This is a genomic window from Niastella populi (assembly GCF_002078015.1).
GTDB classification, from domain to species: Bacteria; Bacteroidota; Bacteroidia; order Chitinophagales; family Chitinophagaceae; genus Niastella; species Niastella populi.
The window spans coordinates 390,237-412,417 of record NZ_LWBP01000001.1 but is presented as its reverse complement, the minus strand read 5'-3'; the positions used below and the strand labels follow the sequence as shown (position 1 = coordinate 412,417).

The 22,181-nt window shown below is 44.8% G+C and carries 18 protein-coding genes and 1 other RNA gene; 11 read left to right on the top strand and 8 right to left on the bottom strand.

The window, feature by feature from the left end; translation table 11 throughout:
• Positions 1 to 71: 71 nt before the first annotated feature.
• The 3 genes from A4R26_RS01515 to ligD all read left to right on the top strand — a co-directional run bounded on the left by A4R26_RS01515 (position 72) and on the right by ligD (position 4,572).
• Positions 72 to 338, top strand: a complete 267-nt coding sequence (locus A4R26_RS01515; protein ID WP_081159008.1) for a hypothetical protein — start codon at positions 72 to 74, stop codon at positions 336 to 338.
• A 156-nt stretch (positions 339 to 494) separates the two neighbouring features.
• Complete coding sequence (locus A4R26_RS01510) at positions 495 to 1,454, top strand: alpha/beta fold hydrolase (RefSeq protein WP_081159005.1); 960 nt, start codon at positions 495 to 497, stop codon at positions 1,452 to 1,454.
• A 274-nt stretch (positions 1,455 to 1,728) separates the two neighbouring features.
• Positions 1,729 to 4,572, top strand: coding sequence for a non-homologous end-joining DNA ligase (gene ligD, locus A4R26_RS01505; protein ID WP_081159003.1), 2,844 nt, complete (start codon positions 1,729 to 1,731; stop codon positions 4,570 to 4,572).
• Positions 4,573 to 4,580: 8 nt separating this feature from the next.
• Here the strand turns inward: ligD and A4R26_RS01500 are convergent, their stop codons facing one another.
• Both A4R26_RS01500 and ku read right to left on the bottom strand, forming a co-directional pair.
• The gene (locus tag A4R26_RS01500; RefSeq protein ID WP_081159001.1) at positions 4,581 to 5,075 is read right to left on the bottom strand and encodes a hypothetical protein; all 495 of its coding nucleotides are present in this window, start codon (positions 5,073 to 5,075) and stop codon (positions 4,581 to 4,583) included.
• Positions 5,076 to 5,347: 272 nt separating this feature from the next.
• Positions 5,348 to 6,145 (bottom strand): non-homologous end joining protein Ku, encoded by a 798-nt coding sequence (gene ku / locus A4R26_RS01495; protein WP_081158998.1) that lies wholly within the window; start codon positions 6,143 to 6,145, stop codon positions 5,348 to 5,350.
• 665 nt (positions 6,146 to 6,810) lie between these two features.
• Here ku and A4R26_RS01485 point away from each other — a divergent pair.
• Entirely contained in the window at positions 6,811 to 7,095 is a 285-nt protein-coding gene (locus A4R26_RS01485) for a hypothetical protein (RefSeq protein ID WP_133054507.1), read from the top strand.
• A 367-nt stretch (positions 7,096 to 7,462) separates the two neighbouring features.
• Positions 7,463 to 8,368, top strand: a complete 906-nt coding sequence (locus tag A4R26_RS01480; RefSeq protein WP_081158989.1) for a transglutaminase domain-containing protein — start codon at positions 7,463 to 7,465, stop codon at positions 8,366 to 8,368.
• A gap of 120 nt (positions 8,369 to 8,488) precedes the next feature.
• Here the strand turns inward: A4R26_RS01480 and A4R26_RS01475 are convergent, their stop codons facing one another.
• Positions 8,489 to 9,028: a hypothetical protein gene (locus A4R26_RS01475; protein ID WP_133054506.1), complete on the bottom strand. Its 540-nt coding sequence runs from the start codon at positions 9,026 to 9,028 to the stop codon at positions 8,489 to 8,491.
• Complete coding sequence (locus A4R26_RS34600) at positions 9,003 to 9,284, bottom strand: hypothetical protein (RefSeq protein WP_133054505.1); 282 nt, start codon at positions 9,282 to 9,284, stop codon at positions 9,003 to 9,005. Before A4R26_RS34600 ends, A4R26_RS01475 begins: the two co-directional genes overlap by 26 nt.
• Positions 9,285 to 10,161: 877 nt before the next feature.
• Between A4R26_RS34600 and A4R26_RS01470 the strand changes: the two genes are divergently transcribed.
• From A4R26_RS01470 to A4R26_RS01460, 3 genes are all read left to right on the top strand, one after another.
• Entirely contained in the window at positions 10,162 to 10,857 is a 696-nt protein-coding gene (locus A4R26_RS01470; protein WP_081158983.1) for a rhodanese-like domain-containing protein, read from the top strand.
• A 112-nt stretch (positions 10,858 to 10,969) separates the two neighbouring features.
• Positions 10,970 to 11,986, top strand: coding sequence for a WD40/YVTN/BNR-like repeat-containing protein (locus tag A4R26_RS01465; RefSeq protein ID WP_081158981.1), 1,017 nt, complete (start codon positions 10,970 to 10,972; stop codon positions 11,984 to 11,986).
• A 211-nt stretch (positions 11,987 to 12,197) separates the two neighbouring features.
• Complete coding sequence (locus tag A4R26_RS01460; protein ID WP_081158978.1) at positions 12,198 to 12,719, top strand: ferritin; 522 nt, start codon at positions 12,198 to 12,200, stop codon at positions 12,717 to 12,719.
• Between the two features lie 331 nt (positions 12,720 to 13,050).
• On the opposite strand, the gene smc is transcribed toward A4R26_RS01460, so the two are convergent.
• Positions 13,051 to 16,578 carry a chromosome segregation protein SMC gene (smc, locus tag A4R26_RS01455; RefSeq protein ID WP_081158975.1) on the bottom strand — a complete coding sequence of 1,176 codons (3,528 nt, stop codon included), beginning with the start codon at positions 16,576 to 16,578 and terminating at the stop codon, positions 13,051 to 13,053.
• A 543-nt stretch (positions 16,579 to 17,121) separates the two neighbouring features.
• On the opposite strand from smc, the gene A4R26_RS01450 reads away from it, so the two are divergent.
• Both A4R26_RS01450 and A4R26_RS01445 read left to right on the top strand, forming a co-directional pair.
• The gene (locus tag A4R26_RS01450; protein WP_081158972.1) at positions 17,122 to 17,436 is read left to right on the top strand and encodes an antibiotic biosynthesis monooxygenase family protein; all 315 of its coding nucleotides are present in this window, start codon (positions 17,122 to 17,124) and stop codon (positions 17,434 to 17,436) included.
• A gap of 241 nt (positions 17,437 to 17,677) precedes the next feature.
• Positions 17,678 to 18,106, top strand: a complete 429-nt coding sequence (locus tag A4R26_RS01445; protein ID WP_207625656.1) for a hypothetical protein — start codon at positions 17,678 to 17,680, stop codon at positions 18,104 to 18,106.
• 133 nt (positions 18,107 to 18,239) lie between these two features.
• Here A4R26_RS01445 and fsa read toward each other — a convergent pair whose 3' ends face one another.
• From fsa to A4R26_RS01430, 3 genes are all read right to left on the bottom strand, one after another.
• Positions 18,240 to 18,914, bottom strand: coding sequence for a fructose-6-phosphate aldolase (gene fsa, locus A4R26_RS01440; protein WP_081158970.1), 675 nt, complete (start codon positions 18,912 to 18,914; stop codon positions 18,240 to 18,242).
• A 212-nt stretch (positions 18,915 to 19,126) separates the two neighbouring features.
• Positions 19,127 to 19,226, bottom strand: an RNA gene (gene ffs, locus A4R26_RS01435) — signal recognition particle sRNA small type.
• Between the two features lie 143 nt (positions 19,227 to 19,369).
• A complete protein-coding gene (locus tag A4R26_RS01430) occupies positions 19,370 to 20,665 on the bottom strand; it encodes a type IX secretion system plug protein (RefSeq protein WP_081159429.1) in 1,296 nt (431 codons plus the stop codon).
• A 199-nt stretch (positions 20,666 to 20,864) separates the two neighbouring features.
• Between A4R26_RS01430 and A4R26_RS01425 the strand changes: the two genes are divergently transcribed.
• Positions 20,865 to 22,094, top strand: a complete 1,230-nt coding sequence (locus A4R26_RS01425) for an ABC transporter permease (RefSeq protein WP_081158967.1) — start codon at positions 20,865 to 20,867, stop codon at positions 22,092 to 22,094.
• Positions 22,095 to 22,181: the final 87 nt, after the last annotated feature.

Below are 22,181 nucleotides of genomic sequence, written 5' to 3'. Positions count from 1 at the left end.
CTGATTCCCGCAAACAATTGATAATTATAACTGAACCCGTGCGCTTATTTTTAACTTAAACATTGCCGGTTATGGAAGAATTGCAAACAAAAACACTGGACCTTAAGGTCAATGGCAACACGGTAACCTGCGAGATCAAGGAAAGGGATTTTGGCGACATGATCGTTTTCGATGTGTTCTCAAAGGGTAATTACCTGTTCACCATTACACAAGGAGGCGATGTATTGTTCAATCAATATGAAGTTGCACATCAGCAAACAATTATGGATCCCCGTGAGCTGAATGAAGTGATAGAGCATGTGAAAGAAAAAATTGCAACCGATCCCAACAATCCCTAAATCCTACCCCGTAGAAATATAGCGCTACCCGCAGGAACCATGCAGGCCATCAGCCTACAAACAAGATTGTTTTGCCCCTTACTATACTGTTAAAATATCCGAAAAAATCCAACGGTCACCCAATGCATGTAACTTCATGCATCAATCTTTAGTTTCATGTTGCATAATTTTTCCAAATACCTCATGATGGTATTTTGCCTGTTCACGATACTTATTACACAGGCACAGGTAGAATATCCCTACCCCGTTCAAAAATTCAATATAACCCTCGAAAGCAAACCGGTGCAAATCGCATATATGGATGCAAAACCCGATACACCCGTCAACAAAACGGTACTGCTTTTTCATGGTAAGAATTTCAACGGGTATTACTGGAAAGACGTAATGGCTTTTCTGGTAAAAGCGGGTTACCGCGTGATCGTTCCCGACCAACCCGGCTGGGGACGTTCTGATAAACCTGATCTGCATTACAGCTTTCACCTGCTTGCCTATGCTATGAACAAATTGCTCGATTCACTAAAAATAGAGAAAGTATATTTGGTGGGCCATTCCATGGGCGGCATGCTGGCAGCACGTTTTACCATGACCTACCCCGGAAAGGTGGAAAAGCTGGTTCTGGAAAACCCGATCGGGCTGGAAGATTACAAACGATTTGTTCCCTACCAAACCACCGATCAGTTATATAAAAAGGAAATAAGCGCCACCTACGAATCGTATAAAAAATATCAGCAAAGTTATTACCCCCAATGGAAACAGGAATACGAGCAGTATGTGCAGGCGCAGGCCGATGCGCTCGATAACCCTGAGTTTCCCCGTATTGCCCGTATAAACGCCGTCACTTACCAGATGATCTACGAGGAACCTGTATGCTACGAGTGGGACCGCATCAGCGCGCCTACCCTGCTGGTAATTGGTACCGAAGACAGGACCATTGTTGGCAAAGCCCTGCTGAGCGATGACGATAAAAATAAATACGGACAATATCCCGCCCTGGCTAAACAAACAAAAGAACAATTACCCAATGCGTTGTTGATGGAAATGCCGGGCATTGGCCATATTCCGCATATACAGGATCCGGGGCAGTATAAACAGATCTTATTATCGTTTTTCAAATAACGAATATCGAATCCCGACGAAGCTCTGCTTGTCGGGTCTGACGACTCTGACAAGTATCAGACTCCGTCAGAGATGCCGACCGAAAGCGTCGGCATGTACAATGCCGAATAAAGAAGGAAATGCGGGGAAATGAAAAATTAAAAAGTGAAATACATGGTTACCGGGTTCTGAAGTTGCTTTAGGTAATATTTGAGGCGCAAAGCTTATAGCGAGCCCCGGATAAGGCGCTAACCACAAACCACAAACCACAAACAACAAACAACAAACCAGATAAATGAGTCTTGCCAAATACAAAAAGAAAAGATCATTCAGTCAAACGCCGGAGCCGGAAGGTAAAAAGAAGTCCACCCCCGGCGCCCTGCATTTTGTTGTTCAGAAACACGACGCTTCGCGCCTGCATTATGATTTCCGCCTCGAAATGGAAGGCGTGTTGAAATCATGGGCCGTTCCCAAAGGCCCTTCCATGAATCCTGACGACAAACGGCTGGCCATGATGGTAGAAGACCATCCTTACGATTATAAGGACTTTGAAGGCATTATTCCGCCCGGCAATTATGGCGCCGGTACCGTTATCGTTTGGGATGAGGGCACCTACGAACCCATGGAGTTTGAAGGCGATGCCAGCAAATCGGAAAAACACCTGCTGGCGCAACTACATAAGGGCGATCTAAAGATCAGGCTAACGGGAAAAAAACTAAAAGGCGATTTCGCACTGGTACACATGAAAAGCAGTGAAGACAACGCCTGGCTGCTGATCAAAAAACGCGATAAATACGCCACTACGACAGATATCACAAAAAAAGACAGATCTGTACAATCGGGGCTAAAGCTCGAACAGGTGGCCAAAGAAAGCACCAACGAATGGCAAAGCAACAGAAAAAGTGCCGGCACTAAAAAAAGCAGTTTAACCGCCAGCAGGAAAACAGCCGCCAAAACAAAGAGCGCCGCTAAAAGATCAACCACCGCTGCAAAAAAGAAAACAATTAAAAAAAAAGTTCCGGCCGCAGTAGAAAACCTGCTGAAACTGGGTGAACGCACGCCAATGCCAAAGAATATTATTCCCATGCTGGCCACCCTCACCGACGGCCCGTTCGATGATACGGACTGGCTGTTTGAAATAAAATATGATGGCTATCGCGCCGTCTCCTACCTCCATGGCAACGACATAACCATCATGTCGAGAAAGAACCTTTCATTCAATAGTAAATTCCATCCTGTTGTAGAAGCTTTGCAGGAACTGAACATGGAAGCCGTGTTCGATGGCGAGATCGTCGCCCTCAATGAGGAAGGTAAAAGCGAGTTTCAATTGTTGCAACAATGGCAAAAGAGCGGCAAGGGTGAACTGGTGTATTATGTTTTCGACATTTTGTGGCTCAACGGTTATAACCTCATGGAGCTTCCATTATATGAACGTAAAAGTATTTTACAACAGGTTTTGCCCGAACATGCCATGGTCAGGTACAGCGATCATGTTGAAAAGGCCGGCGAACAATTCTTCACAGCGGCAACGGAGCAGGGACTCGAAGGCATTATTGCCAAGGCGAAAGTAAGTCGGTATACCCCCACCATTCGTACCAAACAGTGGTTAAAAATAAAAACCAACCAACGCCAGGAAGTAGTGATCGGCGGTTTTACCGAAACCCGTGGAAGCCGTAGTCATTTCGGTGCGCTCGTGTTAGGGGTTTATGAAAAAAACAAACTGATCTATGTAGGCCATACCGGTTCGGGTTTTACAGAACAATCACTGGCCGCGGTTTATAAAAAACTGAAACCTTTAATTACGCCAACCACCCCGTTCGATAAAAAACCAAAAACCAATATGCCCTGTACCTGGGTAAAACCGGTATTGGTTTGTGAGGTAAAGTTCTCCGAGTGGACAAAGGACAACATTCTTCGTCAACCTATATTTATGGGTTTGCGGGAAGACAAAAACGCCAAAGACGTTCATAAAGAAAAAGCCGTTCACACCTCCAGGGCGGTAGAGGAAGTTGAAGAAGAAACCGCATCAGGCCACCAAACACATGCCAGTAAAAAGATGAAAACGAAAACAGCAACAAAGAAAACCGCAGCTAAAACCGCAAAACGCTCAACTGCAAAAGCGGAACGCGAAACGAAGAAGGCTCAAAGCAAAAAAACAACTACCAAAAAGACTTCGACAAAAGCCGCCCCGTTACCGGATGGTTTTTTGAACGATACCGAAAAAGAACAGGTGGTCATCATCAATAAAAAGGAGCTCACCTTTACCAATCTCGATAAAATTTACTGGCCGGCAGAAAAGATCACCAAACGCGAGATGCTGAACTATTACGAGCGTATAGCGCCCTTTATGCTGCCATATATGAAAGACAGGCCGCAATCGATGAACCGTTTTCCCAATGGAATCAACAAACCCAGCTTTTATCAGAAAGATGTTACCGGCAAAGTAGCCGACTGGATAGAAAAACACGATTACGTAAGCGAATCGGATGGTGAGAAAAAACAATACCTGGTTTGCGTTGATGAAGCATCACTGCTGTACATGGCCAACCTCGGTTGTATTGAAATGAACCCCTGGCACAGTACAACAAAAAAACCTGATAATCCTACCTGGTGTGTGATTGACCTCGATCCCGATGGCAAAATTACTTTTGACCAGGTAATTGAAGCCGCACAGGTAATAAAACAATTGACAGCCGACCTTGGGGTAGATACCTGGTGCAAAACCTCGGGCTCTACCGGTTTGCATATTTACATTCCGCTGGGTGCGGCCTATGATTACGATCAATCGAGACAACTGGCAGAGCTGCTGGTAACGCTGGCGCATCATGAAATGCCTTCTTTTACCAGTCTTGAACGAAGCCCGGCCAAAAGAAAAAATAAAATATACCTCGATTATTTACAGAACCGGTCGATACAAACGATAGCGGCGCCTTACTCGTTACGGCCCAAACCCGGCGCAACGGCATCAGCTCCCCTGCATTGGGATGAAGTTAGAAAGGGATTGCAGATCAGTGATTTTACTATTGCAAATATGTATAGCCGCGCCAGGGAAGTTGGCGATATATTCAAACCCGTATTGGGCAAAGGCATCAATCTGAAAAAAGTGCTTGGCAACATCAGCGCACTGCAAAACGGATAACAGGCCGCTTAGATCGACCGCTTCATTTTCTGCGGCATTTTATGTGGCTGGTTCATAATGCCTTTTACAATGCTGTGCGATGTTTGCAATCCGCGCAACTGATTCTCCAATAAATACTGCAGATCGCCGGCAGGCAGCATATTGATCACTTTGGTATAGATCACCTGTATGGCTTCTTCCCCCTGTTCACAGCTTTTCAGCATATCGTAAACATTCGGCCCTGAAAATGAAACCCCCATTTCTTTCCACTGATTGTACAGATCGCCAAAGGTGAGTTGCGGTAATGTTCTTTTAAAACCGGGATGATTATCCTGCCATTGTTCGAGGTAATGGCGAAGCGCAAAACTGTTTTGCCGGCTTTGATTGGCCAGCAAGGCAAAAGATCCCCTTAACTCGAGGTTGAAAATGAAATTCAGAAAAGATGCTTCTTCGTAAGCCTTAGCCCGTTCGCGGTTAATTGTAGAAAGGTCATTTAAAATTTCCGCAATTTGTTGATGTTCCACAAGCGTGAAGTTTGAAGTGTTAATTAATAGTAATTCCGTATTTCATCAGACGTCATTTATATGATATCCGGCGGGCAACGATCGTTGTTTAGTTAATCAGTAACAAAAACACGCATAGGATCAATACTAATATACTGAAAAGATTTCTGATTTGGAGATTTCTTCTTATTCAACTGTCTTATAAATTTCAAAATCCCGAGATGCCCAGGTCAGCAATCCCAAATCGTTGTTTTACAAATCTCAAAATCTCAAAATCCGGAAATCAGAAATCGTTATGAGGCCTTGCGGCGGCCACCGCTTTTCTTTTTTTCTCCCTTTTCGCCAAGGCTTGCTTTCAATTGCTCCATAAGGTCCTTCGACCGTGAATGCACAATACGCAACGCAGGTGTTTGTATTTTTTTGCCTTTTGCTTTGTCCTTGATCAATTTTAACAGGTCAGATGAATAAGTATCCTTAAAATGTGTTATATCGAATTCACCCGATAACTGGTTGATCAGGGCTATAGCCATTTTCAGTTCGGCCGCATTACTTTTTGTAGTCTTTATATCGAGGTCAGCCGTATCTCTTATCTCTTCCCCAAACCGTATCTTGTTCAACACCAATACATTTTCATATGGTTTTATTACGCCGATGCTTTCCTTGTTGCGCAACACATAGGTTCCCAGCCCTACTTTACCCGTTTCTTCCAGCGCATCACGTAACAGGTTATACGCTTTAACCCCGCTTTTGTCGGGCGCCAGGTAATACGGGTTTTCATAATACATGGTGTCTATTTCCACCTCATCTACAAACTCGTTAATTGTGATGAGTTTATTCTTTTCGGGGCGCACTTTCTGAAAATCTTCATCGGTCAATACCACATAATGGCCATCGAGATTGTACCCGCGCACAATGTTCTCCCAGGCCACTTCCTTGCCTGTTTTTTCATTAACACGCTGGAACCTGATATTGGAATGGTCTTTTTTATCGAGCATATCGAGGTCAAGCTCACTGCCTTGCACGGCGCTGTATATTTTAACGGGAATATTTACTAACCCGAAACCGATCGCTCCGGTCCAAATGGCTCGCATAACAGTATTTTTGGGTTAGTGCTTAAACTATTATGCCAGTTATTATCCCCCTTACATGAGTAGTTTTTTTGGTTTGATCTATTGGAACCCGTACCGGATAGGGCCATTTTTACCGGGCAAACGCTGAAATTGGGTATTTTTTGCGCAGGCCATCAATGTAACACAGGGCTTTGCAGCCGGCCGAACGACGGGGGCAGCCAGGTTCAGCTGTAGAACAAACTGAATATTATATATTAATGAGTTGGTCAAAAACCCGTTCGGTTCAGGCGTTCTTCCCACTCTTACATTATGGCAGAGATCCTTAATTTCTGCCACCTTTGCGGGGCATTTCCCGGTGCCAGAAACCGGTTTTGAACAGCCGCCCCGAAAATTTAAATTTCATCAATAATTCACGGCCGGCTAAAAAGGCTAAAAAACACAACAATCTGGTTATCAATAGCCAACTTTAAACAAATTATAAATTCGGGCTGGCAGGCGCCGGGAGTATGGCCGGTGTGTTTTTTTATGCTAATTTTGAATTGTACGCGTTCCGTGACACTACTTACTTTACCCCATTATACTACATGGAACCAACTCATTAAATTCTGTTGAACGAAGCACGTACACTACCCATTTAGTTCGGCTTGCAAACCTGTTGATTCTTCTTTTTTGAAACATTAAAAAAGGTGGAGGATATTAGTATGTATTCTTATTCATTGTTAGAGCCCGGCTGTTACTATTTGATACAGGAAAAAGAAGACGAACCTGTAACGCTCGTTAAAATTATGGTAGAAACCGACCAGTGCATGTATGTTACTCAGTATGAGGACATGCCGGTACTGGCGTGGAAAAAGAAAAACGATCCGATCTTCGACATTCTGGAACTGTTGAGTGATGAAAAGGTGAAGGAATGGGATGCTGTTTACAACGACAGCCAGGATGCGTATTATGAGGAAGAAGACGATGAGTAGTTGGTGACAAATTATAGGTTAAAAGGTTTAAAGCAGTGCGCTTTTTTGAATATTGATCATATTTAAAAAGTTCACTCTTTAAACCTTTTTCTTTTAACTTTTTTCCGGTTCTTTTTAACTATAATCAGTTGCGTTCCCCCCTTTACATTCTAACCTTAATTTCGTAAGTTTGCTTTAGCCGCTTACCTTATTGATTCAGGTGCTTGCAGAGAATTCAATTCGGTTAACGGCCGGTAAGCGCCTGATTTCACTCCATGCATTGTTTTATCGCGTTATCAGGTAAAATCTTTACCGGACAAATACTGAAAGCTTTAACACTTGCCATACAAAAAAAAGGGTTGATCTTTCGTTTCAAATTACGTGCGTTATGAACCAAGCCCAGGATAAATATGGCCATACCCGAAAAGTGCTGCTGGTTTTGTTAAGCATACTGGCAGTAATTCCCTTGGCTCCATTAATCAACCGATACATTCCGCCATTGATACTTGGCAACTGGAACCTCGACCTCACGGTTTCAATCATTCTCGCTGCTACACTTACTTTTCTTACCCTCAGGCTGTTCCGCTTTTTGCTGTTACCTGCAGTGGGGTTACTGATACTCGTTCTCATTTACAACCAGCTAACCAATGGTTATGGCTTTGGCAATATGATCAGGGACTATAAAACAATGGTGCAGAACAACTGGGGTAAAAAAGAACAAAAGGAAACTGACCTGGTGCTGCGCCCCACGTTTTTCGACGGCCCGCTTACCAAAACGGTAAAAGCGTTGCAGGCGAAGGTGCAGCCAACCGATTCGGTGGTACGCAACTGGTCGGTAAAATACTCGCTTGAGTCTTTTGACGAATACTATCCCAAATATGGTTCGCAGGTAAGGTTGTTATCGCTGTTCAGGCATATCAACAGCAACTTCAAATATGTTTCAGATTCGGAAAGGGATGAATACTTCGCCACCGCCAAAGAAACCGTCCAGAACGGGATGGGCGGCGATTGTGACGATCATACTATCCTGATGGTTACCTGTATGAAGGCCATAGGCGCACACTGCCGTATGATCCTTACAGACGGGCATCTTTATCCTGAATTGCTGTGTGGCGATGAAAAACAGTTCGAGATGATGCAACAGGCCGTTATTCACCTGTTTGGTAATGAGGCCATCGACAATATGTACTACCACGAGCAAAATGGCCAGTACTGGATCAATCTCGATTATACCGCTCGTTATCCCGGCGGCCCCTATGTGAGTGAAACTGCATACGCGATCATTAATTTGTAAAATAAGGCAACAAGGCATCGAGGCAACGAGCCATCGAGGCAACAACGCATCAAGGCAGGAACTACGCGTTCATGCATTTCAATATCCAATTATCACATTAGCAAATCAGCACATTGGTTTTTATATCATCTGATACCCCTTTCCAAACGGCGTATCCACTGTTTCACTGGCCGGTGGCGGCGGCGGTTTAACGCCCCTGATCAGGTACCCGCCGATAGTAACAGGAAGTGCAATAAGCGCAGATAAATAATACATTAGCAGGTTATCGGTTGCAGAAGAAGTTCCGGGCAGAAAATAAACAAAGATGTAAATGACCGCACTGGCGCCAAATACAAACAGCAGGGCCGCATGTGTCAACAACAAGCCTTTTGCCTGCGAGGTCAGCCTGATCTGCTGTAATTTCAGAATGATCTCCCAGATGATAGCGCCCGTAATGAGCAGCAATCCTGCGCCCAGTACATATTCAAGCACATTGGTGGTAAACCCCCTTATTATACAGTTCACCAGCGAGGCAGCCAGTAAAGCGGGCGCCGCCAGTTTCGTGAATTTCTTTACGGCGGCAGAAGAAGTAGAAAAATATAGAACGGAAAGTACTATAGGGACGTCGAGCAGTTTATAGATCACCGTGCATAACTCAAGGGTGCGAACCGGCAAAGCCATCCATGGCAAAACATTCATCAATGCGCACAACACCCAGTATAATGCCAATAACCTGAATGGCACTGCTGACCAAAGCTTTTTTCCAAGTACGATGAGCAAGGGAACTAAATGCAGGCCCAACGCCAAAATAGCCACAATCTGGTAAATACTGCTTTTCAAAATCGTTGATAGAGTTACGCTCTAAAATCGTCAAAAATTGAATAAATATTGCGTCTGGCGTGTTTTTCAGTAATTGTACCTTTACCGCTTTCTGCATAAAATACGATCAAAAAAATCAATTCTACACAAACGTTTGCATAAGGGAAATAGAGAATAGTCAACCAATCTGGCATAATTGTACTTCTATTATCGATTTAGCCGTAAATATCGTGTAAACAATCAGGTTATATCTGTACAACTCAACCGATATTTCTACTTAGTTCCCGGCACATCTGTTTACGTAAAATTTCACCGGCCTGAACATGCTTCATTTTTCCACGCGTTTTATCGACCATTTTTCAACAGTTGAATTACCAGTAAAAGTTCTTTACGGGTTAAGGTCAATCACTCCCTTCAAAAGATCTTATTACGGCCTGACAATAGGGCTTCCCATAGCCCGTTTTCGTAATTTTACTATACCACTAACTGGTTATTTACCCGCCACCTATGTTACTTAAACTATATACAACGTAATAACTGAAGATTATAAAATGAGCATATTTGCTCTATGAATTAAAGAGTTTAACATATATTTTTGATATACTGATTTAAACGATCAGCTAGTAGTAAGTTTTTAAAGAGGTTTTAAAATCCAACGTATCCTGAAAGACCATCCAACATCCAAATGACAAAACCTTGTTCTCTAAAAACGTAGAAATTACGTATGTAGATCGTATCCTGAAAAACCGTCCAAAGTTCAAGTCCAATTCCTTAAAAAAAACCGATCCAATTGAATCCCTGAAAAACCCAGTCGATATCCTGAAAACCCGTCCGTTAAAGTGATTTACCTTTGAAATGAAATCCAATACTTTTGAAGAGGTCTCAAATTTGGTAAGGTTCGACTGAAAATATTTAGTCCCGCTTTTAGCGGGACTTTTTTTTATTTCATACTTACGGTTTAACTTTTGGCTTTATTGAACTGTTAGTTTATTAATATGAAGAAACAAACCATCATTTTGTGCCTTGTGCTGTCTGCCTTTGTTTCGTTCAACGCGATTTCGCAGCAATTGCCCCCGGCCGACTTCGAAAAGGGCATGGCCGGTAAAACCAGCCAGTTACTCGACGTGCGAACCGCCGGTGAATATAAGTCGGGCCATATTGCACGTTCGCTGCAGGCCGACTGGAATAACCAGGACCAGTTCAAAAGCCGCGTGGCGCACCTCGATAAATCAAAACCGGTATACGTTTATTGCGCTTCCGGCGGTCGCAGCCGTTCTGCCGCCCGGTGGCTTCGAACCAATGGCTATACACAGGTATATGAACTTACCGGTGGTTTTATAAAATGGAAAGGAGAAGGCAAACCTGTTGAAGGCATGCCCGTTACCCAACCAATGACAACCGAAGCATTTAATGCAGCGATCTCAGGCGCCGGTATTGTACTGGTCGACTGTGGCGCCGAATGGTGCGCCCCCTGCCGTAAAATGAATGACGTGCTGCAGGTACTGGAAAAAGACCTCGCCGGTAAATACAAATTGGTGAAGATAGATGCGAGTGTTGATACAGAACTGATGAATGAAATAAAGGCCAGTGAGCTGCCCACTTTCATATTATATAAAAACGGGAAGGAAGTATGGCGCAAAACCGGTGTAGTTGAACTGGAAGAATTAAAAAAGCAGATCACCGGTCAATAACAACCAGGGTGGCCGGTAATTTAGGCAGGCCGTTCAAATGGTCGATCCTGTTTGAGATTTGGTAGTTGTTTTTGACCTATATTGTCGGTGCTAATCCAAAACTACATCACCGATGATCACCCGCTTAACTTTAATACTTATCTTCCTGATCGGTTCCAAAGTTCCCGCTTCTGCCCAAACCATTGAAATGCTTACGAGCGGACAATCCGTTTCGATACGGGGACTTTCGCCGGTGAACGACAACGTTGTTTGGGTAAGCGGCAGTCATGGCACCGTTGGAAGATCATTAGACGGTGGTAAAACCTGGCAATGGATCATCGTAAAAGGATTCGAAAAAACCGACTTCCGCGACATAGAGGCTTTTAATGCCAATACAGCCATCATCATGGGCATTGCCGAACCTGCAAGGATCTTAAAGACCACCGATGGCGGCGCCAGCTGGAAGGTAGTGTTCAGCGACTCAACAAAAGGCATGTTCCTCGACGCAATGGATTTCTATGATAACAAACACGGCGTTGTGGTGGGCGACCCTATAGATAACAAGTTCTTTATAGCAAAAACCACCAATGGCGGCAATACCTGGCGTAAAATACCTGCAGTGATGCAATCGAATGCCCTTGCCGGCGAAGCCTGTTTTGCCAGCAGCGGCACCAACATCCATTATTTCCGCAACAAGGATTTTCTTTTCGTAAGTGGCGGCAAAGCCAGCCGCTTACATGACGATGCCGGCGGCCGGCTTATCCCCATTATACAGGGTAAAGAAAGTACGGGCGCCAATTCCATTGCCGTTCGCAGTGATGGCCCGCGGGTAGCCAATACTTTTATCATTACCGGCGGCGATTTCACCAATGATAAAGACACTACCCTTAACTGTGTGCTCACTAACGACGGCGGCCATACCTGGATTCACCCCACTACCCCGCCCCATGGCTACCGCAGTTGCATTACCTATATCAGCAATAAAAAACTGTTGTGCTGCGGCACTTCGGGTGTCGACCTGTCGACCGATAGCGGAATGACCTGGCGCCTCATCAGCACAAATGGTTTTCATGTATGCCGGAAAGCCAAACACGGGAAAACGGTATTTTTAGCTGGAAGTAACGGACGCATTGCGAAGCTTGTTATGTGATATCCTGAACAGTTTGTGGTTTGTTGTTCTTTAACGCCGCAAGCAAATACAGTTTATAGCTGAAAGCAATTGCACGGTCTGGTAACCTGTTACCACGCTTCTTATGTATCGTTGCCTTTATGCCCCGCCGTACGCATATTTCAAAAATAAAGATGATTTCAGTAATGTTTTGACTATATTATTTCAGTAATTTGGATAAAATTTTTCACGTATGATCTCGAGCAAAATTGAAGAGGCATTAAACCGGCAAATAGACCTGGAAGGGTATTCTTCGATGTATTACCTTTCCATGGGCTCCTGGGCAGAAGTAAAAGGATATAAAGGCGTGGCGCAGTTCCTGTATCATCATTCCGATGAAGAAAGAATGCATATGTTGAAATTGTTCCGTTATATCAACGACCGCGGCGGCCGTGCTATAGTTCCTCCTTTTGCCGCTCCTCAAAAAGACTTCAAAGATATTCGCGAGATATTCGATATCGTTCACTCACATGAGGTAAAAGTATCAAACGAGATCAACGCGCTGGTTGAACTGTGTATCCAGGAAAAGGATTACACCACGCACAACTTCCTGCAATGGTATGTTACCGAGCAGATCGAGGAGGAAAGCCTTGCCCGTGAGATCATCGACAAGCTGAACCTCATTGGTGAAGATAAAGGCGGCATGTACCTGTTCGATCGCGACCTGGCTACAATGACCGGCCAGCAGGGCGGTAAAGGTGGACATGGACATTAAAACAAGAGACTTACATACATAAAAATCCCTCCGGTGTGCCGGAGGGATTTTTATTTTTCAACCATTGCAAAAAAAATATCGCAAATGGGACCTTCAGTAATTTACGATTCATGGCTATTTGTGGAGAGTTACTGAAAGGTGCGGCAAAAATAAAACAGGTAATCATATTTTATTGTACGAATTCATATCTGTGCAGATTTGGGCTAAAAGTGTGCACTTTTAGCATAAAAGCGTGCAAACTGAACTTGAAAATAAGTGTGCCACACCATGAATAAGTGTGCCACACCTTGAAGGTGTGGCACACTTAACTATATAAAGCGCTTTTTAGCTTTTAATTCAGTCCCCTGAAGTCGACCGGAACAAGCTTGCTCACCCCGGGCTCCTGCATGGTAACCCCGTAGATCACATCCACAGCGCTCATCGTTTGCTTGTTGTGTGTTACGATGATGAACTGGCTCTCCTGGCTGAACTTGCGGATCATTTGCGTGAACTTGCCCACGTTGGCGTCATCGAGCGGTGCATCCACCTCATCGAGGATACAGAATGGCGCCGGCTTAATAAGGTAGATCGCAAACAATAACGCTGTTGCTGTCAATGTTTTTTCTCCCCCGCTCAACTGGGTGATCGATGACGGCCTTTTTCCTTTAGGCTTGGCCACGATGTCGATGCTGGTCTCGGCCAGGTTCTCAGGGTTTTCAAGGATCATATCGGCCGAATCATCTTCGGTAAACAATGCCTTGAACACCTTCTGGAAGTTCTCACGCACCTTGTTGAAGGTATCGAGGAACTGCTGGTTGGCCGTGGCCTCTACTTCCTGTATTGTTTGTAGTAAACTATCTTTAGCGGTAACGAGGTCATTCTTTTGTTCAAGAATGAACTCATAACGTTTTTTCATTTCCGTGAACGCTTCAATGGCCGTTGGGTTCACTTCACCCAGGTTCTCGAGGCGTTTCTTCATACGATCGCCTTTCTCCTGCAACTCCTCAACGGGTGTATCGCCGGTGCGTGGCTGATCGAGGATATCGTCGAGGTTGATCTTGAACTCAACATTCAAACGCTCTTTCATTCCCGCCAGCTGCAGTTTCAGCTCGTTCAGCTTGTCCTTGATCTCGTTCAGCAAATGGTCTGTCTGCTCTCTTTCTTTCGATTTATGACGCAGTTCGCTTTCCTTTTCGCTCAGTGCATTGCGCAGGTTATAATAGGCCTGGTCGGCTTCGTTCAGTTTTTTCTCTTCTTCTTCCTTGCGGCGCATCATCTCAACCAGTCCGTTCTCGGCATTGCTCAGCTGCTCTTCACTTTCGGTGATATTCTCCAGCGTTTGCTTCAACTGCGAAGCATTCGACTCTACCTGGTTGCGCAGGTCAACCAGCTGTTTGCTCTTATAATCGAGCTCCTGCTTCATTGAATTGATCTTGCTGGTTTGCCTTGTTAACTGCAGGTTGTACTCATTGAAAACATTCTGCGCGTTGTTGTATTCGCTTTCGGCCGATTTGTAATCGTTCTCTACGATACCCAACTGTTCTCTCAGCTCATTCAACTGTTTTACCAGCTCTTCCCATTGCTGACGGGTGCCGGAAATAGATGAAGTCGTTTCCTCGAGGTTCATTTGCAGTTCTTCCAGCCTGTTCTGCGAAGAACTTTGTAAACCATGCAGGTTTTCCATTTTGTTCTCGAGTGAGAACATCTGGTTGGTGAGCGTATTGATATCGGCCTGTGCCTGTTTTATGGCGGTATCTTTCAACTGCTCGTTGTAACCGATCACCTCGTTATGCTTTTGCTGAATGCCATCTTTCAGGCCCTGAACCACTTCTTCCAGCACAATGATCTCTTCATGCAGTTTTTCGAGGTTTTTGGCGCGGCCGATCTTTTTACCTTCAAACAAACCAACGCTGCCGCCTGAAAGCGAGAATTTACCTTTTACATACTTACCGGTTTTCTCCAGAACTACCGAACCATTGCTGGTGGCCAGCGCATCGTCGCTTTCTGCGATAAATACATTGCCCAACAGGTATTCGGCAAGCTGACGGTATTGCGCATCCACCTCTATTACATCCATTGCGGCAATGGTGTTAGCGGGTGCATGACCGCTCCCGGCATCTGAATTGCGTTCGTTCAGTTTATCTAACAGGAAGAAGTTCGCTTTCCCCTTCTTGTTATTATCGAGCAGGTGTACGGCCTGTAAGCCTTCCTGCAGGTTGTTCACCACATAATAGTTCAGGTAAGGCTCCAGCACGTTCTCAACGGCGGCGCGGAAGTCTTCCTTTACATAAATGATATCCGACAGAATAGGCGCGGTATGGTTCCAGCCCGGGTTGTTGTGCAGGAACTTCACGCTTTCGGGATAGCCTTCCATAGAGTCGATCAAACTTTTCAGCAGGTCGTGCTCGTTCTTTTTGGCATCCAGTTTCCTGCCCTCTTCAGCCAACTGCTGGCGTAAAGCCTCCAGTTCGCGTTGGGAGATCAGGATCTGTTCTTTCGTTCTTTCCTGGTGTTCCTGTAATTGAACCAGGTCTACCTGTCTTTTTTCCAGCTCCTGCTCCTTCAGCATCTTTTCTTCTTCCAGCTGTTTCATCTGGCTGTAGCGGGCTTCGCGCTCTTCTTCTATCTGGTTAATGGCTTTCTGCACATTCTGGATAGAAGTATCGGCAACGGCTACTTTCTTTTCCGCATCGAACTGGTTGCGTTGCAGGCTCAGGTTCTCGGCTCGCAGGGTATCTACCTTTCCTCTCATTTCATCAAAAGCCGAACGTTTGGTATCCACCGCTTCTTTGTGCTCTTCCACCATTTGTTCCAACCCTTCGAGTTTGCCCTGCTCCTGTTCTACCTGAACACGGGTATATTCAATACTTTCTTCAATCGATTTCAGCGTTCCTTCGCTTTTGTTCAGAAACTCCTGCAGGCTGGTTTCCTTTTCTTTCAGGAAGTTCAGGCGCTGGGAAGCGAGGTTCTTTTCATTTTCCTTCGTACGCAGGGTCTGCAACAGATCGTTGAACTCGTGCTGCATGCTTTGCAGGGCGCGTTCTTTTTCAATGAACCCTACTTTTTCCTGCTCTATCACGGCTTCTTCGTTGGCAACCTCCGCGTCGAGCCGGATCTTTTTATCGGTCTCGATCTCCGATTGCGTGGTAAGCTCACGGTAAGTGATGTTGAAACCTTCGAGGGCCGCTTTGGCCAACTCTATGCTGAGCTCGCGGTACTCTTTCTTTATTTCGTAATACTTCTCCGCTTTTTTAGCCTGGTTTTCCAGTGTTTTCAACTGGTTGTTTATCTCAAACAAAAGGTCCTCGATACGGGCAAGGTCCTGCTCTGTAGCATCGAGCTTTTGTTTCGCTTCCTTTTTACGGGTTTTATAGATGGTGATGCCGGCTGCCTGCTCCAACATGCGGCGGCGGCTGTTCTCCTTGTCCTTGATGATCTCATCAACCATCCCCAGCTCGATGATGGCGTAGCTGTCGGTGCTTACCCCGGTATCCATAAACAGGTTCTGGATATCGCGCAAACGGCATTGAACGTCGTTGAGGCGGTATTCGCTTTCCCCGCTTTTATAGAATTTACGGGTTACCGTAATGGTACTGAACTCGGTGGGCAACAGGTTGCGGGTGTTTTCGAAAGTAAGGCTTACTTCGGCCAGTCCACTCGCCGAACGGGTTTTTGACCCGTTGAAAACCAGGCTTTCCAGGTTTTCACTGCGGAGGTGACTGATCTTCTGCTCCCCGATCACCCAGCGGATACTATCAATAATATTACTCTTACCACACCCGTTGGGGCCAATAACGCCCGTAATCCCCTCGTCGAAGTGGAGTACGGTTTTATCGGCGAAACTCTTGAACCCTTTGATTTCTAAGCTTTTTAAGCGCACTTGTTGGATTTATTTTAGGAAACGACAAAAATAACAAATAGCGATACAAAATAGTGCCGCTTACGCTATATAGCCTCAAAAGTTGTGCACTTTTGTGGAATAAAGCCTGTGAAATGGTGTTTATAAATGTTAATATCTTGTGCGTAACCAGGTGAATAACGCCTGATTTGACCGTACCTGTATGAATTGGAGATATTAAAGATAAATGTGAATTAAAAGCTGAACGCAAAACGCTTAACGCGGAACGCCAGATGCCGAAAGTTCAGCAGTCCTGTTTTCCGAAGCATCACTAAAATGCAGCAGGAAGTCAGGATTTTCTCCATTGTTACCTCGCTATTATACATTAACTTAACGAACGCTGAACGCGGAACGCACAACGCCAAACGCAAAACCCCGTAGTTGCAGGTGGTCCCAAATTCCTCATGCGCCGCTGAAATGCAGCCGAAAGAGAGGTACGATTTTTACAGGACATTCGCAGAGAGGACAATGCCTTAAGCCTTCAGCCTTAAGCATTAAGCATTTAATAATCAATCCCATTTTGCTATGATTACCAGAAACTGGACAGGAGTTATCAAACCTGAGTGTGCTGATGATTACCTCGCACACCTGAAAAACGATACGCTTAAAAGATTGTCGGCCATTAAAGGTTTTGTAAATGCATCCATCCTGAGGCGGGTGGTAACCGATGGAATTGAGTTCCTGGTAGTTACCTATTGGGAGAACATGGATGCCATCAGGGAATTTGCGGGTGAATCGGCCGACATTGCCGTGGTGCCGGCCATTGCCCAGGAAATGATGGTTCGGTACGACCCGGTGGTAAGGCATTATGAGGAAGTGCTGACGCTGGCGCCGGTATAAGTTTCTTAGTTCCGGGTTTGCGGGTTGTTCAGTTATTGAGTTCCCGACTAATTGCTTGCCAACTGAAACCGCAGCAGGTGGCGGCTGTATTTGCTTTCAACTTTCAGCTTTAGGCTTTTAGCTGTATTTGCCTTCGGCTTTCAGCTTTAGGCTTAATTTCTTTAACATGAATTTATACTCAACAACACAACCCAGGTAGGTACGTTATAGTCTAACAATAAGACAATATACCTTTTATACGATGTGCAAGCGACAAACCAACGTACCCCTTAAACAATTTCTGTTGCTGCTGCTGATTGTGGCAGCAGGCACTGCAGGGCGTGCCCAGCAGGTTGACAGTATTTTCTTTCACCTGTATACCGACAGCCTTAAAAAAGGCACGCATAATTATATAAATGTAGATGGCAAACTTTCGAACGGGCGCTGGCTTCCTTTAACCAATAAGGAGCTCGAATTTACTGCCTCGAACGGGAAGTTCGTAGGCAACAGCCTGGTAATCGATACGGCATTCAGGGGCGAAAAAGTGACGGTTAAAGCGGTGCTGAAAAACAATACGGCCATCTGGAAAGAAATAGACATCTACATAAAGAAAGTGGAAGTGGTGGAACGGCTGAAAACGGTTGAGGAGATCATGAACACCCCTTCGGGGCGGCGTAACAGAAGAGGTTAATGTGATAATACGATAATTTGATATGTGATAATGAAATACAGATATGGGATACCCGATAAAGCAAAAGGTATTGGAAGCTCCAATACCTTTTGCTTTTAAAATTGCTTATTGCCAGTTGTCTATTGTCAATTGATTATTTGGCGGTAGCTAATTCAGCACGCATTTTTTTGGCGTCTTCGAGAAATTTGGCCAGGCCGAGGTCAGTCAACGGGTGTTTCAACAGACCCAGAATTGGTTCCAGCGGTGAAGTGATCACATCAGAACCGGCTTCAGCACATTTTACGATATGCAACGGGCTGCGGATAGAAGCAGAAAGAATTTCTGTTTTATACCCCTGAATAGCATAGATCTGGGCAATTTGTTTGATCAGTTCCAGGCCATCCCAGTTGCTGTCGTCGATACGGCCAATGAAAGGAGAAACATAATTAGCGCCTGCTTTGGCGGCCAGAATTGCCTGACCGGCAGAGAAAACCAGTGTGCAGTTAGTTTTGATACCGTTGTCGGAAAACCATTTCAACGCTTTCACCCCGTCTTTGATCATCGGAACTTTTACCACGATATTTGGGTGAATAGCTGCCAGCTTTTTGCCTTCTTCAATGATCTCATCAACTGTGGTTCCTAATACTTCAGCGCTTACATCGCCATCAACCAGTTCACAAATAGTGAGGTAGTGTTGCATCACTGCATCTTCACCTTTAATGCCTTCTTTGGCCATGAGTGAGGGGTTGGTGGTAACACCGTCTAAGATACCAAGGTCGTGGGCCTCTTTGATTTGGGCAAGATTCGCTGTATCAATAAAAAACTTCATGATTATTTTTGATTTAAAATTGCAGATTGGATATTAGTTATTGAACTATTGTAAAATGAATATGGCAAATTTACGAATTTGCATTGTTATTAGGCGTAATTGATGAAGTAATGATTGAGCGAGCTGGTATTTCGACGGAACCGTCATCAAGAGTCATGCAGTATATTCGGAGCCATTCAATTGTAATCTTTCGTACACTCCAAAAAAAAGAAAAAAGGCAGGCGATTTACATCGCACCGCTACAACCACCTACCCTTGCTGCCTTCCGGCCCTGGGGGGGTTCAGCGGGAGCTGGTCGTGTAAGACCTGCCGGATGCAAATGTAGGAAAATGTTGAATATCGAACAGAAGAATTTTCAATTTCGAAGTAAAAAAAACATTTTACCGCATTCATCTTTAAACATTTACCGCATTTTCCCTCAACATTCGATATTCAACATTCATTATTCAATATTGCTATGGCGCCCCCACTCCTTTTCTTCCGGTGAGTGAGCTTACATGCGTGAGACCTACCAACTCATCGGCGCGTCCGGCCAGTGCCCTATAATATACAAGGATCATGTAATCGTTTTCCGTGTCCCAGAAATTGCCTTCGGTGCTTTCATAAGAGGGCACTCTTTTAGGATCGTTCTGATCGATGGTCACATAATTGTAATTATAATAACCCTGTTTCAGGAAAAGCGTTTTCTCATACATGCGTGTTTCATTATTGAAAACCAGTTTTGCGCTGTCGTTGAGGTTGTAATTGGTCAACAGCCCGGTTATAAAGAGGTCTTTATTGGCAAAAGGTACATTCTCCGGCGGTATAAACGTAAAGTGCACCGTTGCGTAATCGGTTTGCCAGTAAGGGTTGATGCTTTCAGTTGTTTCAATCGTATACATGCCATTTATATCGCGGTAATAAACAAAACGCTGCTGGCTTCTGTCAACATCGGGTTTTACGAAGATCTCGGTTGAACGGGCATTGTAATTGGCCTTTGCTACCCGGTCGCTTTGCAGGCGAAAACTGCGCAGATCGAGCCAGCGCCACTCCTTTCCACCCGGCATCACGATCTGGTCTTCGGTATTGAAATCAAGTTTTTTACCCGAGAAGAAAGTGGGCCGCACATTTACAAGTGCAGTATTCCAGCGGTTATTCTGCAGGATCACCACTTTTATCTGCTGCAGATGGTTCATCACCTGCAGGCGATCGCTTAATATAACCTGGAAAGGGATCTTTTGCCAGGTACGGAAGATCTCTCCATTGAATGGTTGTTGTATCTGGGCGCTAATGGTGGTTTGGTTATCCACCACCAGGAAGCGTTTGGTAAATGCCACTCTTGAGGTGTCGCCATTCAAAAAAACTTTGAGAATATAATTACCCGAGCGCGATGGTGCGCAGTTATTTTCAGGCACCACGGCAGAGTAATGGGTATAGCGGGTAAAAGCAATGGAAGAAATTCGATAGGTATTGATACGCTGATAAGAGAACCCTTTTATAAAATCGAAGCTGCTCAGCAATACCGGCGTCCAGTCGGCATTGCACAACTGGTAAGTATAGGAGTAATTTTTGACATTCGCATCCAGGTCGTCGAAATGTAATTCCAGCCTGTCGCTCCCATTCAGGTTCAGCACCGGATAACCCAGCTGGTTGCCTGAGGGGAATAACTGGGGGGTCTTGATATTCGGATAGAATACGGCTTCGGTCAATTGCGCTGTTGCCGCCCGGGAAAACGCCATCAGCGTAGTTAATAATATGACAATATTTTTCATGTTGTGCTTTGTAAAAATTCCAAATCTCAAATTACACGAACCAAAGAAAAGCACCAAATCGCAAATACACAGGTAAGGTCCGCCTTTTTGAAATTTGTGATCCGGCATTTGTTTCGGTATTTGGGTTTTATTATTTGGAACCTGAAATTTGCCGTTTGAGATTTAATAGCGTTATTTGGTGAACTAAAAATCATGCCGGTTGAATATTGCCGCTTTTATAGCACGCAGAATTGCGTTTAATCAGCAAAAATCGTTTTCCCGTTTTGTTATCCGGTTATCAATTGGAGCAACCGTTATCAGCGTAACGGTAATGATACTTACATTGACCTTTGCGAGCGGCTTTCAAAAAACGATCAGTCAAAAGGTTTTTAGTTTCTGGGGACATATCCGCATTCAAAGCTATTATTCAGCCCGGGTGGCCATTGCAGAAGAGACGCCTATTAATCGAAGCGACTCGGTTACGGGGTTAAAGCAGTTATATCCTGCCATTAAAACGGTACAGGCTTTTGCCACCAAGAACGCCATTCTTAAAACCGCCGAAACCATCGAAGGCGTATTATTCAAAGGGGTTGAAAAGGATTACGATTTCGCCAACCTGGAAAAATTCAGGGTAGATGGCCGGTGGCTCAAATTCACCGATAGCGGTTACAGTAACGAGCTCATGTTGTCGGCCTATACAGCCAACCTGTTAAAACTAAAAACGAACGATCAGCTGCTGATCTATTTCATTCAACCGGGCGCCCCGCCCCGCCCCCGCAAGCTTACCATTGCCGGCATTTTTAAAACAGGGATTGAAGAATATGACAAACTGATCGCTATTGGCGATCTGAAACTGATCCAGCGGCTGAACGACTGGGCGCCCGACCAGATCGGCGGTTACGAGATCTTTCTGAAGGATTTCACTAAGATGGATGCGGTAAGCGATGCCATTGTGCCTGATATACCCATCGGTTTACAAAGCAATACCATCAAATACATTTACCCGAGCATATTCGACTGGCTGGCCCTTCAAAATAAAACCATCTTTATTGTGCTGGCCATCATGACAGGCATTGCCATCCTGAATTTAATAACCTGTTTGCTGATTTTGGTACTGGAACGCACCCGCATGATCGGCATGTTGAAAGCCCTCGGCGCCCGCAATTTTACCATACGCGGCGTTTTTCTTTTCCATGGCGCCATTATCACTTTCTTCGGATTACTCCTCGGTAATGCATGCGCCCTGTTGATAGCCTGGCTGCAAAAAGAAACCGGTTTTATTAAACTACCCGAAGACGCCTATTATATTTCAGAAGCTGCGGTGGATGTAATCTGGTGGCAGATCGCCCTGGTGAACATCGGCACGTTCGTTATTTGTTTTGCGGTATTACTGATACCAACTATCATAGTGAAGAAAGTACAACCCATAAAGGCGATACAATTTAGATAGCAGTTTATAGTTTATTGTTTTTAGTTTATTGTTATTCCTACATGCAGAATGCCCGCCAGTCAGCGGGCACTCCGAAATTCGGTATCA

What these genes read in the sequence shown, in the direction of transcription:
- A4R26_RS34600 (WP_133054505.1), bottom strand. Translation starts at nt 9,284, where the DNA reads ATGCAGAAAGCGGTAAAGGTACAATTACTGAAAAACACGCCAGACGCA.
- A4R26_RS01510 (WP_081159005.1), top strand. Translation starts at nt 495, where the DNA reads ATGTTGCATAATTTTTCCAAATACCTCATGATGGTATTTTGCCTGTTC.
- A4R26_RS01470 (WP_081158983.1), top strand. Translation starts at nt 10,162, where the DNA reads ATGAAGAAACAAACCATCATTTTGTGCCTTGTGCTGTCTGCCTTTGTT.
- A4R26_RS01480 (WP_081158989.1), top strand. Translation starts at nt 7,463, where the DNA reads ATGAACCAAGCCCAGGATAAATATGGCCATACCCGAAAAGTGCTGCTG.
- A4R26_RS01515 (WP_081159008.1), top strand. Translation starts at nt 72, where the DNA reads ATGGAAGAATTGCAAACAAAAACACTGGACCTTAAGGTCAATGGCAAC.
- A4R26_RS01430 (WP_081159429.1), bottom strand. Translation starts at nt 20,665, where the DNA reads ATGAAAAATATTGTCATATTATTAACTACGCTGATGGCGTTTTCCCGG.
- ku (WP_081158998.1), bottom strand. Translation starts at nt 6,145, where the DNA reads ATGCGAGCCATTTGGACCGGAGCGATCGGTTTCGGGTTAGTAAATATT.
- ligD (WP_081159003.1), top strand. Translation starts at nt 1,729, where the DNA reads ATGAGTCTTGCCAAATACAAAAAGAAAAGATCATTCAGTCAAACGCCG.
- A4R26_RS01465 (WP_081158981.1), top strand. Translation starts at nt 10,970, where the DNA reads ATGATCACCCGCTTAACTTTAATACTTATCTTCCTGATCGGTTCCAAA.
- A4R26_RS01460 (WP_081158978.1), top strand. Translation starts at nt 12,198, where the DNA reads ATGATCTCGAGCAAAATTGAAGAGGCATTAAACCGGCAAATAGACCTG.
- fsa (WP_081158970.1), bottom strand. Translation starts at nt 18,914, where the DNA reads ATGAAGTTTTTTATTGATACAGCGAATCTTGCCCAAATCAAAGAGGCC.
- A4R26_RS01475 (WP_133054506.1), bottom strand. Translation starts at nt 9,028, where the DNA reads ATGGCTTTGCCGGTTCGCACCCTTGAGTTATGCACGGTGATCTATAAA.
- A4R26_RS01450 (WP_081158972.1), top strand. Translation starts at nt 17,122, where the DNA reads ATGATTACCAGAAACTGGACAGGAGTTATCAAACCTGAGTGTGCTGAT.
- A4R26_RS01445 (WP_207625656.1), top strand. Translation starts at nt 17,678, where the DNA reads ATGTGCAAGCGACAAACCAACGTACCCCTTAAACAATTTCTGTTGCTG.